Here is a 13624-nt window from a genome sequence, read left to right as displayed (position 1 = left end):
TCCCACCTTTTTTCTTCGTCGGGTGGCTCATTCGCCAAAGGCGAATGAGCCACCCGACGAAGAAAAAATCTGGACCAAAAAAGGACACGCGCTGAAGCCGAGTCGCGACGCGACTCGGCTTCAGCGCATCTTCGGCAAACTGGTGCGGGCGCTTCGCGCCCTGCCGGTCGGTTGTGTGGATTTCGCTCGCGGAATGCTTCTACGTGCTCGCCGTCGTCAGGAGTGAGTGCCCTCGGCCGGGCCGCGCGAACCGGACCAATCCGTACAACAGCGGTGCGAGGAGCAACACGGGAACGGTCAGAGCGAGCGCCAGCACGACGACGCCGGCGATTCGTTCGGCTCCGGTGGCCGCCGCGAGCGCCCAAACGGCGTTCGCGGCGACGAACGCCGTCGCCGTCCCGGCGGTTCCCACTGCGAGCGACCGGGCGAACCGCCGAACGCTCGGCACGTCGCCGACGGTCCCCGCGATCCACAGGATAGCCCCGAACGAGAGGTACCCCGTGACGACCAGGACGAACGGCGCGAGGAACACCGTCGGACCGACTGCCATCGACATGACACTGTCGACGAACGGACCGCTGTTAAACGTTACCATCAGCCACATAATTCCGGCGGCTGTCGTGGTATCGTCACCTACTTTGTAAGGCGGCCCTCAATCCCGTCCAATGGAGTATCCCGAGTCTCGGCGCGCGCTGGTCGAGGAACGTCTCGAAGTCGTCCTCGACCGCGTCGAACCGACGGAACTCGCCGAGGAGGTCCGCCACGTCGCGCTGTCGGGGGGCAAGCGCGTCCGGCCGACCGTCACGGTGCTGGCGTGCGAGGCCGCGGGCGGCACCGCCGAGGACGCCGTCGACTTCGCCGTCGGCGTCGAACTCGTCCACGACGCCTCGCTGGTCGTCGACGACATCATCGACCGGTCGGACACTCGACGCGGGAGCGCGAGCGCGTGGGCGGCGTTCGGCTACGGGCCGGCCATCATCGCCAGCGACGGACTGCTCGGCGAGGCGTTCGAACTGTTCTCGCGGGACCCGCGGGCGATGGAGGTGGTGGCCGACGCGATGGTCGAACTCGGCGAGGGCGAGGCGACCGAGTTGGTCGCCGAACCGACCGACGAAACCGAGTACATGGAACTCGCCCGCCGGAAGACGGGCGCGCTGTTCCGCGCCGCCGCGGAACTGGGGGCCATCGCGGCCGACGCCTCGCCCGAGACGGTCGAGGCGTTCGGCGAGTACGCCGAGAAGGTCGGCGTCGCGTTCCAGATACGCGACGACGTGCTGGACGAAACCGCCGACGCCGCCGACCTCGGGAAACCGACGGGCCACGACGCGGAAGTCGGCCGCCCGTCGCTCGTCCAGGTGACCGACCTCACCACCGAGGAGGCCGACGCCCTCGCCCACGAGAAGTCCGACGAGGCGCTCGCCGCGCTCGACCGGGCGTCGACGCCGGACCTGACCGCGACCGGGTACCTGCGGGACCTCGCGGCGTTCGTCGTGAACCGGACGCACTAGCGGCGCGTTTCTCCTCTTAACGGTGAGTTACGGGAGTGTGCAGCCTCGATACTCGGAGAACGGTTTCGGTCGTTTATGGACGTTCGCACCGCCCGTCCGACGGGGTGAGAACCGATGACAAAGAACACGAGCCCCGGAGAGTCCTCCCGGCGGACGTTCCTGAAGGGAACGCTCGCGGGCGGACTCGCACTCGGGGCGGGAGCGAACGTCGCGCTGGCCCAGGACGGGGACGACGACCAGGTCGACACCAAGCGGTTCGAGGCGCTGGTCTTCCCCGGGAGTTTCCACCCGGGCGCGCGGTTCGAGGTGACCTCCGACGTGTTGAACTACACGCCCGTCGTTCCGGAGGGCGCCCGGACGTTCGGCGAGCACAACTCGCGGGTCATCAAGTACCTGAACACCGACGAGCGCGCGCTGTTCTTCCCGGCGAACGCCGCCGAGGTCCGGAAGGGCGGCGTCTACGAGTTTAGCCAGAGCATCCGGCCGGTGAACCAGCCGAGCACGCCAGTGTGGGAGGTGACGTTCGGGCCGGTTTCCAGGGCGGAGACGACTACCGCTGGACGGACCACAACAGCGACGGAGACACGAACGACGGAAACGCGTACGACCGAGACGGGGAACGAGCAGACCACCGACGGAGGCGGCTAGCTCACCTGCTCCTGCTCGGCCCGCCGGGACTGGCGGGACTCCGCGATGGCGAACGCGAGCGTGCTCATGAGTCCGAGCAGGGTCCCGGCGGTCAGCATCACCGCGAGGTAGGTCAGCCGAGGGAGGGTGAGCGGCACTCGGTGGAGGAAGTACGCGCTGATGGCGTGGAGGACGACCGCGATGGCGAGGACGTAGAACGGCGCGTTGAGGTAGCGCCACCGGAAGCGGCCGGCCAGGTACTCGTCGGTGATCTGGCCGAGGCTGGTGGTGATGCCCGCGGCGGTGAACCACGTCACCGCGCCGTAGATGAGGGCGGCGAGCACCCGGAGCGGTCCGAGCGGGCCGGGCGCGGCGTCCTTGACCGACTCCAGCATCTCGACGCCGCTGACGCCGCCGATGACCAGCAGCGCGGCCGCGACGACGTAGGTGATGAGCGTGACTCGGCCGGCGTACAGGCCGTTTCTGACCTTCTCGGCCGCCCGGTCGAGGAGGCGTTCGACGCCCAGGCCCCTGCCGAGGACGTACAGACCCAGGAGTCCCGAGGTGACTCCGAAGACGGCCGCGCCGGGCATCCCCATCCAGTCGGAGATGACCGCCAGCGGGTAGATGAGCAGGAGGATGCCCAGCGGGACGAGGATGGTTCCGCGGGTTTCTGGGTCGTCCAACACCTGCTTCATCGTGTAGTACATCGATTCTAGGTCCTGCGCCTGGCGGACGACGACCCGGCGGACGCCGTCGACGGGCACCCGCGAGCGGATGACCGGGATGACGCTCTCGTCCTGAGCGCCGTCGGTGACGATGACCGCCCGGACCTCCTCGCTGGTCGAGAGGCTCGCGAGCACCTCGTCGACCTCGTCGCCGACCGCCCGGTTGGCGGCGATGTCGCCGCCCTCGACCCCGGTCACGACCGCGACCTCGACGGTCTCGTCGTCGATGCGGTCGGCGAGGTGGACGCCCTCGAACATGACGTTGACGTCGCTGTCCTCGGGGTCGGCGGTGGCCAGCGACACCGCCGCGGACTCGACGTTCTCCCGGCCGACGACCGGCGTGTCGAAGTCGGTCTTCCGACCGAGGTCGTCGTCGAGGTCCACGCACAGGACCAGCAGCATCGGTCGGGGCTACGGGTCGGGGGTTTAACTCTTTTCGGGACGCTTGCCGGAGGTCGGAATCCGGTTTCGCCCCGTCGTTAGGGCCGGCGCGGCGGGGCAACTTCGGCCCCGGCGCGGAACCGTTCGCACCGACCGGATCCAGCGATAGGCGAACGGAAAGTTAATGTGCCGACAATTTGGAGTTCGATTCAACAGGTCCCCTCCATGTCTCCAACGATCGCCGTCGCCCACTATCCGGAAGGCGCCGGCCACGCCACGCGCATGCTGGCCATCGCGAACGCCCTCCGCGACCGGGGCGCCGAGGTGCTGCTGGCCGGCGGCGGCGCCGGCACCGAGTTCGTCTCGCTCCACGGCTACGACGAGTTCGAGCCGACGACCGTCGACTACATCGACACCTACCAGGGCGGGTCGCTCGGCCAGGTCCTCACCCGCAGCGTCCCCGCGAGCGCCCGCCGGGTGTCCGACTACGTCGACTGGCTCGCCGAAACCGACCCCGACGCGCTGGTCACCGACGACATGTTTGCCGCGATGGCCGCGTCCCGGACCGACGTGCCGCTGTACGTCCTGAAACACGACGTCCCGGGGCTGTACCGCGACCCCGTCGAGCGGAGCGGCGCGCGGTTCCACACCGCGTTCCAGTCGGCGGTGACCCGGAAGTTCTTCTACCCGGCGGTCTGGCCACCCGCGGCCATCGACCCCGACTGCGCGACCCGGATTCCGCCGGTGTCGCTGGAGGGCGACGAACGCGTTCGCGAGGCCGCCGACGTCGTCCTCGTGCCGAGCCACTACTCGGAGTTCGACCGCCTCGCGGTCGAACTCGAACGCCGAGGTCACGACGTGCTCGACGTCGGCGGCGACGGCTGGGAGCCGGTGGCGTCGCTGCTCCCCTACATCAGGGACGCCGACGTGGTGGTCTGCTCGGGCTACTCCACCGTGATGGACGCCGCCGTCGCCGGCACGCCCTGTGTCGTCTGGCCCGAAACCGACGAGCAGGAGGCGGTCGCCGAGCAGTTGGCCCGCGCCGACGTCGAGGGGTTCGCCGTGGTCGACGACCTCCTCGACGTGCTGGACGCCGTCAAGTCGCCGCCCGCGGCGACCCCGTCGGAGAACGGGGCCGACGCCGTGGCCGAGACGGTGATCGACGACCTCGCTGCGTCGGCGGTCGGCGCGGCGTCGTCGGCCGACGACGCCGCGCCGGTTCCGGTCGCCGACGGCGGTCGGCCGATGACCCGCCGGTCCGCGGCCCTGTTCGACGGCGGGAAGGGACTGTCGTTCGCGGTCCGGACGCTGCTCGGCGTCGGCCTGTCGGTGCGGGACGTCCGGACTCGACTCGTCGAACGGGCCGAGCGAGCGGCGGCGTCGACCCTGAGTACGGTCTTGGCAGCGGCGGTGCTCGCCCAGCGGTTCGTGACGCGGGGATGGGCACGACCGTAGTGCGTTCGGGGACGATTCGGCGACGATTCGGCCACGCCGGCCGTCCACCCTCGTTTCGCACGCTTTTTGGGCCTCGGCGCGCTATCCGGAGTTAACGAATGATCTCTAAGGGCTGCGAACAGTGCGCCGAAGGGGGGAAGATGGTGCTGTTCGTCTACGGCTACTGCGACCAGCGCGACTGCTTCTACTGTCCCCTCGGCGAGAATCGCAAGAACGTCACCGACGTCTACGCCAACGAGCGGAAGGTCGAGTCCGACGAGGACGTCATCACCGAGGCCAAGCGCATGGACGCGCTCGGCACCTCCATCACGGGCGGCGAACCCCAGGAGGCGATGAACAAGACCTGCCGGTACCTCTCGCTGCTCAAGGACGAGTTCGGCGAAGACCACCACACGCACCTCTACACCGGCATCACGGGCGGCCGCGAGAACATGCGCCGACTCTCCGAAGCGGGCCTCGACGAAATCCGGTTCCACCCGCCGCTCGACCTCTGGGGCGAGATGCACGGCACCGAGTGGGAGGACATCCTCTACATCGCCCGCGAGGAGGGGCTGACTCCCGCGTTCGAGATTCCGGGCATCCGGGCCGAGGAGGAGTTCCTCGAATTCTTGGACGAGGGCGCCGCGGAGTTCTGCAACGTCAACGAGTTCGAGATGAGCCAGGGGAACTTCCGCCGGATGCAGGAGAAGGGCTACGAACTCCAGGACGGCCACATGAGCGCGGTGGAAGGGTCCAAGGAGATTCTGGACGCGATGGGCGACCACGAGCGGGTCTACTTCTGCACATCGGTGTTCAAGGACTCCGCCCAACACCGCAACCGCATGAAGCGGATGGCCCGTAACATCCGCCGGGAGTTCGACGACGTGACCGACGACGGGACGCTCGTCTACGGCAAGACCTGGGAACCCGAGCGCCGCCTCCGCGAACTCGGCGTGCCCGAGGAGTTCTACACCGTCAAGTCCGAGCACATCGAACTCGCGTGGTGGCTCCTCGAAGAGATGGTCGAGGAGGGCGACGTGGAGACGGGCGAAATCGTCGAGCAGTACCCGACCTACGACGGCCAGGTCGTCGAGCGGACGCCGCTGGCGTAGGCGGACTTTCTCGAATTCCCCGCGATTCCCGTAGCGACCACGCCACCCCCACGTTTCGACGCTCGACGCGGTCGAAACCGGCCGCAGGCGTTATGGGAGTTCTCGCCGTGAGAGATACACGACATGGACAGCTCCGTCTTCAACCGCGAGACGCTCCTGGACATCACGGTCAACCTCGTCCCGATGGGCATCCTGCTGTTTTTCATCGTGTTGACGGCCGTCGTCTCGCCGTGGCCGGACAACATCTTCATCAAGGCCGTCGCGCTGGGCCTGCACGTCATCCCGTTCGTCGGACTAGCGCTGTTGACGTACATCGCGGCCCAATACATCTGAAAGTCGACCGTTCTAAAACGGCTCCCGGTCGGCGACGGCACCACCCGCTATTCGACCCGAAGGCGTCTCTGTCCGTCACTTTCACTTTCACTGCGCATGGCTGACATTCATATTCGTACCCCGATACGTATAGGATATGATAGCCGAACTCGCCCGCGAGGAAGACGCCGCGAACCCGAACGAGACCGCGCTGGAAGTGTCCGAGGTCGAAACCGCACGCGTCGAAGAGTACGTCGAAGAGTGGTTCGAAGACGAACCGGTCTACTTCGAGTGCAAGGGCGAGGAGACGTTCCTCGTCGTCGGCGAGTAGCACCGACGGCGAGCGGACGGCGGTGTGAAGGCGAAACGGTAGTGAGGCGGTTACGGCCGCCGAGGAGGTCGCGGTGGAGTCCAAGCAGTTCTACCGCGAGCGAACGCAGTGAGCGAGCGAGCCGAGGAACCGTCGAAGCGGCGGCCTTCGGCCGCCGCAGAGGCGGTGACGACGTGCTTTTCATCAACGTTTTGCCAGCGAAGCGAGGGTGCGGGCCATCGGCTCGCACCCTCGCTGAGCGCAGCAAAAGGTTGTCGGAAGTGTTTAGACCGGTGAGAAAGTATCGTCGCTCATGCCGGACTGTCCGCTCGCAGACGAATGCCCGAGTTTTCAGGAACGCATCGAGGGAATGGGATGCCAACACTACGGCGACCGCGGGGGCGCCGAGTGGTGCGACCACTACAACCAGCCGATTCGCGACCTCAAGACCGCGCCCGTCCAGCCCGGCGAGGAGGTCGTCGTCGAGGTCGACGACATCCACGAGAGCGGCGCGGGCGTCGGCCGGACCGAGGACGGCTTCATCGTCATGGTCGACGGCGTCCTGCCGGAGGCTCGCGCGAAGGTCAAGATCACGAAGGTGAAGTCCAACCACGCTCGCGCCGACGAAATCGAGCGCCTTCCGATGGACGAGGAGGCGGAAACCGACGAGGACGGCGAATCGGACGCGACCCGGAGCGAGGACGACAAGAACGACAAGGACGACAAGGACGACGGCGGCCCCTCGCGTCCCAGGCTCGGCAGCCGGGACAACTTCTGGGGAGGCTGACCGCCGGGCGGACTCAGCGTCGTCGAGGTGGACAGTCCCGACGCTGTGCGGCGGTCGAGACGGTCACGGCAGTCCGACGCAGTCGCGGCGATTCGACGCGGCCGCGTCGAATCGCCGCGGGTTTTTTCGTACCGAGTGCGTAGACGCACGTATGGAGTGTCTCTTCGCCCGGTCGAACCCGGGTCCCGTCCGCCCAGTGGAGGGGAACCCGTGAGCGACTCCGACCCCGAGGAACTGCTCGACCGCGCGGGGTTCGACGCGGAGACGAGCGTGCTGACCCACCGGCAGGCGGTGGTGTTGGCCCTGCGCGAGCGCGGAACCGCCCAGGCGACCATCGCCGAGCGCCTCGGCACCTCGCGCGCGAACGTCTCCAGTATCGAGGCCAGCGCCCGCGAGAACGTCCGGAAGGCCCGCGAGACGGTCGCGTTCGCCGAGGCGCTCCGCGCGCCGGTCCGAATCGTGGTCGAGGGCGGCACCGACCTCTACGACGTCCCCTCCCGCGTCTACGACGCCTGCGACGAGGCCAGCGTGAAGGTCAACCACGCCGCCCCGGAACTGATGAAGCGCGTCAGCGACGAGGCCGGCGACGCGGTGGAGGGCCGCGAGGTCCAGGAGGACCTCCTCATCGGGGTGACGACCGAGGGGGAAGTGACGGTCCGGCGGTCGCGCGGCGACGAGCGTCAGGAGTAGTTTTCGAGCAATCGCGCCCGGTTCCACGAGAACTTTTAGCACCGCCCGCGAACCGGACCACCATGGACCTGGGAATCGACGGCAACGCGGCACTGGTGACGGCGAGTTCGAGCGGTCTCGGCCGGGCGTCGGCGAAGGCGCTCGCCGCCGAGGGCGCGAACGTGACCATCTGCGCCCGCGGCGCGGAGAAACTCGCGGACGCCGAGGAGGAGATAGACGCGGTCGGCGACGGCGACGTGCTGGCCGTCGAGTGCGACATCACCGACCCCGACGAGGTCGAGGCGCTGGTCGACGCCACCGTCGACGAGTTCGGCGGCCTCGACCACCTCGTGACCTCCGCGGGCGGTCCGCCGAGCGGGTCGTTCCTCGACACGACCGAGCGCGACTGGTACGAGGCCTACGACCTGCTGGTGATGAGCGTGGTCTGGCTGACCAAGGCCGCCCACCCGCACCTCGTCGAGAGCGACGCCGGGACCATCGTCAACGTCACCTCGACGAGCGTCCGGGAGGCAATCGACGACTTGGTGCTCTCGAACGCGGTTCGGCGCGGGGTCATCGGCCTGATGAAGACCCAGGCCCGCGAGTTCGCCCCGGAGGTGCGGGTCAACGCCGTCCTCCCCGGGGCCCACGAGACGCCCCGAATCCAGGAACTCGTCGAGGCGTCGGTCGAGCGCGGCGAGTTCGACACCTACGACGAGGGCCTGGCGGCGTGGTCCGCGGACATCCCGCTGGACCGCGTCGGCGACCCCGAGGAGTTCGGCGACGCCGTCGCGTTCCTGTCGAGCGACCGCGCGAGTTTCGTCAACGGCGTGGCGATGCCCGTCGACGGCGGCCGACTCCGAAGCTGAGCGGGACGAGCCTCGAAGAAGAGAGAACTCGGCTTCGGCGGTCGGATCGACGGACCCTGCGGTCGGTCAGTTCTCCCGTTCCCACTCGAAGCCGCTACCGTCGGTAGCCACCGACCGCTCGGTCCGGCCGGGCGCCGCGGAGTCGTCCTCGCCGCCGGGCGAGGCGTCCGAATCGTCGGTCGACACCTCGAACTCGTCGAGAAGTGCGTCCAGTTCGCTGGACTTCGCCGAGAGGGTATCGACCTCGGTGACGACCTGCCCGAGCGAGGCGGTCTGCTCTTCGGCCGCGGCCGAAACCGTCTCGGCCTCCGCGGCGGTTTCCTCGCTGATGGTCGCGACCTCGCTGGCCATCGCGACGACCTCCTCGGTCGAGGTCGCCTGTTCGTCGGTCGCCTCGTGTATCTCCTGGATTCCCGCGTTGGCCTCCTCGACGTCCTCGACGACCTCGTCGAGCGTCCCGAGGCCCTCGTCGATGGTCTCCATGCCCGCGTCGACGCGCTCGCGCATCTCGCGCATGTCGGCGACCGTCGCCGACGTCGAGTCCTGCACCTGGTCGATGAGGTCGCCGATTTCGCGAGTGGCGTCGCGGGTGTCCTCCGCGAGGTCCTTGACCTCGTTGGCGACCACCGCGAAGCCCTCGCCGGCCTCGCCCGCGCGGGCGGCCTCGATGGAGGCGTTGAGCGCCAGCACGTTGGTCTGCTCGGCGATGTTGTCGATCATGTCGACGATGTCGCCGATCTCGGCCATCTCGTCGTCGAGTCGCTCGACCGTGCCGACCGTCTCGCCGGTCGTCTCCTCGATGCGGTCCATCTCGTCGATGGCTTCGTCGGAGAGTTCGCGGCCGGCCACGCCCTTCTCGGCAGCCTGTTCGGAGAGGGCGGCGACCTGGTCGGCCGACGCCGCGACCTCCTCGATGGTCGCCGAGAGCGTGCTCATCTCGTTGGTGACCTCGTCGAGGTGGTCGGACTGTTCGACCGACCCCGCCGAGATGTCCTCGACGGACTCGGCGACCTCGACGCTCGCGCGTTCGACCTCCCCGGTCCCCGAACTCGCTTCCTCGCTGGTGTGGGCCACCTCGACCGAGAACTCCTTGATCCGACCGACGGTCCGTTCGAGGTCGGCCATCATGGCGTTGAACCGCTCGGCGATGGAACGCATCGCCTCGCTCGGGCTCTCGGGGTCCATCCGGCGGGTGAGGTCGCCCGCGGCGGCCTCCTCCATGACGCCGCCGAACTCCCCGGCCTTCCGTTCGAGCGCGTCGGTGAACGATTCGAGGTCCGCTTCGCGTTGCTTGGCGTCCTGGCGCGCCTGCTCCGCTTCCTGTTTCGCCCGTTCCGCTTCGGTACTCTGTTCCTGCGCCTTCTGCTTGGCCTGTTCGGCTTGCCGGCGCTCTTGCTCCACGTTCTCGACGACCTGCTTCATGTCCTCGACGACCGAGAGCGTCGCAGTACCCCCGATGGCGAACACGGCGACGGTCGCCGTCATCAGGGGACCGGTCGCCAGGTTGAACACCTCTTGGTAGATGCCCGCCTTCTCCAGCATGAGACTGACAGTCCAGACCACCCCCAACATCGAGGCGAACGTGAACGTCATCCAGAACGCCGCTTCCGCCTCGCTGTCGCGGTAGTTCCACCAACCGACGACCACCGCACCGACGAAGCCGAGAACGCCGATCGAGTCGAGTATCGGGTTGAGCGGGACCATCTTACGACTCCTCCGTATCGATGACTTCCTTCCGGCGCAGGTACGCGGCAGCGAAGAAGGTCACTCCCGCTGCTCCGACGCCGACTCCGTGTTCGACGACGTCGAGAACGCTACCGAGCACGACGACTTCCAGGTTCGTCGCGACCATCCCGACGACCAGGAGTACGTAGCCGCACGTGAACCACTTCGACTTGTCGCGGTACAGTAACGCGACCGGAACGAGACCGAGGAGACTGATCACCAGACCGACGACTTCGAGTGTTGCGAAAGATGACATGAGTGAAATTACGAGTCGTTACGCTCGAACCGCTGGGCTCCGGTCGACAGCGAAGTCTGCCGGACGACATCGACGACTGTGGAGGGGTAATCAGGAACCTCGGTCGTTGGTAGAAGTCCTCCGCAGACGATCTTCCGTGACGATATATCTAACGTCATACCAGAATCGACCGGAACTCATTTTATAACCTATGCATGGAATTCTCAGTAGTAAGATGTGGTGCCGGCGTCCAGTATTTTACGCACTCAGGAAGGTAATTAACGGGTGGTGGAGACATAAATCGGACGCGTCTGTCACGGGGTGCTTCGAGTTCCGACCGCTCGAACCTTCGACTCCGCGCCGACGAACCGCTTTCGGCCGGACCGCTGCTTACGACTCTATCTTTTCGACTATCTCCTCGGCCTGCTCGCGGGCCTCGTCCTCCCCGACGCTCTTCTCGATGAGGACGCTCTGGACCTCCCACTCGTCGCTGTCCTTCTCCTTGCCGGTCCGGACCTCCGCGCCCTCCGAGACGTCGCGGGCGGCGTTGGCCGCCCAGTCGGGCGTCCGAATCTGATCGAACTCGTCGGGGTCGCGGAACCGGACGTGGATGAACTCGTCTTCGGTCTCGACCGCCTCGACGTCTGGTACGTCGGCCATGACATCGACCCTACGGCGTTCGTCCCCAAAGGTCGAACGGCCGCTTCTCCGGGCGGCCGCGGCTCAGAACCGGCCCCGTTCGCGCAACGCGGCGACGACCTCGCGCACCCGCTGGGCGTCGTCTTTCGGCACGACCAGAACGCGGTCGTCGTAGGCCGCGACGACCAGTCCGTCGACGCCGACGATGCTGACGTGGACGTCCTCGTCGCCGACGATGACGCTGTCCTCGGCGTCGATTGCGAGTGCGTCCCCCAACGTGGCGTTCCCGTCCGCGTCGGTTTCGACCACGCGCTCGACGGCGTCCCACGACCCCAGGTCGTCCCACTCGAACTCGGCGGGCACGACGTAGGCCGCCTCGGTGCGCTCCATCACGGCGTAGTCGACGCTGACCGACTCGACCTCGGCGAAGCCGCGTTCGGCCTCGCCCGCCTCCAGCGCATCCACCAGCGGCGCGAGCGGGGAGTCGGCGGCCTCCCGGAGGAACGCCTCGGGCGTCCACGCAAACAGTCCGGCGTTCCAGTAGAAGCCCTCCTCGACGAACCGCCGGGCGGTTTCGGCATCTGGCTTCTCCCTGAACCGCTCGATTTCGTACCCCGTCCCCCGGTTTTCGCCCGGTTCGATGTAGCCGTATCCGGTGGCTGCTCGCGAGGGTTCGACGCCGAACGCGACCAACCCCTCCGTTTCCACTGCGACGTTCGCGGCCGCGCGCGCCGCGGCCGCGAAGTCGCCGCGAATCACGTGGTCGCTCGGCACGCAGAGCACGACGCAGTCGCCGACCTGCTCCCGTATTCGGTGGGCCGCGTACGCCAGCGCCGGACCGGTGTCCTTCGCCTCGGGTTCGACGAGGACGCCCGCTTCGGGGACCTCCTCGCGGACCGCCTCGGCGTGCTCCTCGGCCGTCGAGACGTAGACTTCGTCGGCGAAGCCGACGCGGTCGACGGTCCGAGCCAACAGGGAATCGTCGTCGCCGTCCGCGAGCGAGAGGAACTGCTTCGGGCGGTCGGACCGACTCGCGGGATAGAGTCGAGTGCCGGTGCCGCCGGCCATCACGAGCGCGACGATGGGCGTATCGATTTCGGACATACGGGCTACCACGTCTCGATTCGGCCGTCGCGCACGTCCTCGGCGCACCCGCGACAGTCGGGGTGGTCGGGGTCGAAGCAATCGGGGCGGGCCGCCGTGTCGAGCGACACCGCCCGGCGTTCGGCGTGCCGGCGACAGACGATGCGGGCGCGACCCTGCTCGTCCTGGGGGAGGTCTGCGAGCGCGGCCCGCCGGGCGTCGCTGTAGGCTCGTTTGGCGTCGGCGTACTGCCGCCCCGCCGAGCGTAGCTTCGAGCGGAGGAAGTGTTCGAGGCGGTCGTCCATTTACGGGCGTGTTGGGCGCCGGGGAAGATAGGTCTGTTCGTGGGCGGGCGGCCGACCGCGTCTACGGTCGGCCGTGAAACGGTAGTCGACCGTAAAACGACGGTTGGCCGACGGCAGGGCGGTGACTCACGGTCGAGCGATCCCGCGGAATCGCTCGACCGCCAAGACTTACCTGCTCGGCCTCGAACGCCTCCAGCACGCGAATGCTCCCGAGCATCGACCTCCACGCCTACCTCGTCTTCGTCGGCGCGGCGATGTCACTCATCCTGATGCCCGGCCCGGACACCGTCTTCGTCCTCACCCAGGGCGTCGGCACGGGCAAACGCGCCGGCCTCGCCTCCGCGCTGGGTGTCAGCACCGGCATCCTGGTCCACACCACGGCCGCCGCGGTCGGCCTCGCGGCCCTGCTCCGGACCTCGGCGCTGGCCTACGCCGCGGTCAAGTACGTCGGAGCGGCCTACCTCCTCTACCTCGGCGCAAAGACGCTGTGGGACGGCGGCGACCTCGACGGCCTCACCGACCTCGACCCGACGGTCACCGACTCCGGCGCCACGGCCGCCGACTCCGACCTCAAGCGCGGCTACCTCCGGGGCGTGACCGTCAACGTTCTCAATCCCAAGGTCGCGCTGTTCTTCTTGGCGTTCCTCCCGCAGTTCGTCGGGTCCGGGCCGGGCGCGACCGGCGAGATGCTCGCGCTCGGCGGAACCTACGCCGCGCTGACCGCGTGCTACCTCGGCGGGGTCGGCCTGCTCTCTGGCGGAGTCCGGCGCGCCTTCCGGGCGCGACCCCGACTGGCCGACGGCCTGCGGTGGGTTTCGGGGTCGGTTCTGGTCGCGCTCGGGGCGGCGCTGGCGCTCGAATCGCAGTAGCCGAAAACCGGCCGGAGGTCCGTCGAGGGGA

The 13624-nt window shown here is 68.0% G+C and carries 17 protein-coding genes; 10 read left to right on the top strand and 7 right to left on the bottom strand.

The features are described 5' to 3' along the window. Nucleotides 1–199: 199 nt before the first annotated feature. Nucleotides 200–556 (bottom strand): hypothetical protein, encoded by a 357-nt coding sequence (locus NGM07_RS12810; RefSeq protein WP_253512113.1) that lies wholly within the window; start codon nt 554–556, stop codon nt 200–202. Between the two features lie 109 nt (nt 557–665). Between NGM07_RS12810 and NGM07_RS12805 the strand changes: the two genes are divergently transcribed. Then, on the top strand, nt 666–1508 hold the full coding sequence (locus NGM07_RS12805) for a polyprenyl synthetase family protein (protein ID WP_253512109.1): 843 nt from the start codon (nt 666–668) through the stop codon (nt 1506–1508). A gap of 114 nt (nt 1509–1622) precedes the next feature. Beyond that, nucleotides 1623–2156, top strand: coding sequence for a twin-arginine translocation signal domain-containing protein (locus tag NGM07_RS12800; protein ID WP_253512106.1), 534 nt, complete (start codon nt 1623–1625; stop codon nt 2154–2156). Here NGM07_RS12800 and NGM07_RS12795 read toward each other — a convergent pair. Continuing rightward, a complete protein-coding gene (locus NGM07_RS12795) occupies nt 2153–3265 on the bottom strand; it encodes a DUF373 family protein (RefSeq protein ID WP_253512104.1) in 1113 nt (370 codons plus the stop codon). The genes NGM07_RS12800 and NGM07_RS12795 overlap by 4 nt on opposite strands. A 204-nt stretch (nt 3266–3469) precedes the next feature. On the opposite strand from NGM07_RS12795, the gene NGM07_RS12790 reads away from it, so the two are divergent. The 7 genes from NGM07_RS12790 (at nt 3470) to NGM07_RS12760 (ending at nt 8737) form a co-directional block, all read left to right on the top strand. Then, nucleotides 3470–4699, top strand: a complete 1230-nt coding sequence (locus NGM07_RS12790; protein ID WP_253512102.1) for a glycosyltransferase — start codon at nt 3470–3472, stop codon at nt 4697–4699. Between the two features lie 98 nt (nt 4700–4797). Continuing rightward, nucleotides 4798–5790 (top strand): radical SAM protein, encoded by a 993-nt coding sequence (locus NGM07_RS12785; RefSeq protein ID WP_253512099.1) that lies wholly within the window; start codon nt 4798–4800, stop codon nt 5788–5790. Nucleotides 5791–5913: 123 nt separating this feature from the next. Continuing rightward, complete coding sequence (locus tag NGM07_RS12780; RefSeq protein WP_253512097.1) at nt 5914–6123, top strand: DUF6684 family protein; 210 nt, start codon at nt 5914–5916, stop codon at nt 6121–6123. Between the two features lie 136 nt (nt 6124–6259). After that, nucleotides 6260–6433 (top strand): hypothetical protein, encoded by a 174-nt coding sequence (locus NGM07_RS12775; protein ID WP_253512095.1) that lies wholly within the window; start codon nt 6260–6262, stop codon nt 6431–6433. A gap of 292 nt (nt 6434–6725) precedes the next feature. Further along, nucleotides 6726–7199 carry a TRAM domain-containing protein gene (locus tag NGM07_RS12770; protein ID WP_253512092.1) on the top strand — a complete coding sequence of 158 codons (474 nt, stop codon included), beginning with the start codon at nt 6726–6728 and terminating at the stop codon, nt 7197–7199. Between the two features lie 210 nt (nt 7200–7409). Then, the gene (locus NGM07_RS12765) at nt 7410–7889 is read left to right on the top strand and encodes a Tfx family DNA-binding protein (RefSeq protein ID WP_253512089.1); all 480 of its coding nucleotides are present in this window, start codon (nt 7410–7412) and stop codon (nt 7887–7889) included. A gap of 62 nt (nt 7890–7951) precedes the next feature. Then, a complete protein-coding gene (locus NGM07_RS12760; RefSeq protein ID WP_253512086.1) occupies nt 7952–8737 on the top strand; it encodes an SDR family oxidoreductase in 786 nt (261 codons plus the stop codon). Nucleotides 8738–8803: 66 nt separating this feature from the next. On the opposite strand, the gene NGM07_RS12755 is transcribed toward NGM07_RS12760, so the two are convergent. The 5 genes from NGM07_RS12755 to NGM07_RS12735 all read right to left on the bottom strand — a co-directional run bounded on the left by NGM07_RS12755 (nt 8804) and on the right by NGM07_RS12735 (nt 12724). After that, nucleotides 8804–10441 carry a methyl-accepting chemotaxis protein gene (locus NGM07_RS12755; RefSeq protein WP_253512083.1) on the bottom strand — a complete coding sequence of 546 codons (1638 nt, stop codon included), beginning with the start codon at nt 10439–10441 and terminating at the stop codon, nt 8804–8806. 1 nt (nt 10442) lies between these two features. Beyond that, a complete protein-coding gene (locus NGM07_RS12750; RefSeq protein WP_368410208.1) occupies nt 10443–10718 on the bottom strand; it encodes a DUF8530 family protein in 276 nt (91 codons plus the stop codon). Between the two features lie 369 nt (nt 10719–11087). Next, nucleotides 11088–11357, bottom strand: a complete 270-nt coding sequence (locus NGM07_RS12745; protein ID WP_253512078.1) for a hypothetical protein — start codon at nt 11355–11357, stop codon at nt 11088–11090. A 63-nt stretch (nt 11358–11420) separates the two neighbouring features. Then, nucleotides 11421–12431: a mannose-1-phosphate guanylyltransferase gene (locus tag NGM07_RS12740; protein ID WP_253520203.1), complete on the bottom strand. Its 1011-nt coding sequence runs from the start codon at nt 12429–12431 to the stop codon at nt 11421–11423. Nucleotides 12432–12445: 14 nt separating this feature from the next. Continuing rightward, the gene (locus tag NGM07_RS12735) at nt 12446–12724 is read right to left on the bottom strand and encodes a DUF7091 family protein (protein WP_253512075.1); all 279 of its coding nucleotides are present in this window, start codon (nt 12722–12724) and stop codon (nt 12446–12448) included. 203 nt (nt 12725–12927) lie between these two features. On the opposite strand from NGM07_RS12735, the gene NGM07_RS12730 reads away from it, so the two are divergent. Next, nucleotides 12928–13593: a LysE family translocator gene (locus NGM07_RS12730; RefSeq protein WP_253512072.1), complete on the top strand. Its 666-nt coding sequence runs from the start codon at nt 12928–12930 to the stop codon at nt 13591–13593. The last annotated feature ends 31 nt before the right edge of the window (nt 13594–13624 follow it).

The sequence above is a fragment of the Halorussus vallis genome, from assembly GCF_024138165.1.
GTDB lineage: Archaea > Halobacteriota > Halobacteria > Halobacteriales > Haladaptataceae > Halorussus > Halorussus vallis.
The sequence above is the reverse complement of the archived record's forward strand: the minus strand, read 5'-3'. Positions and strand labels throughout refer to the sequence as shown.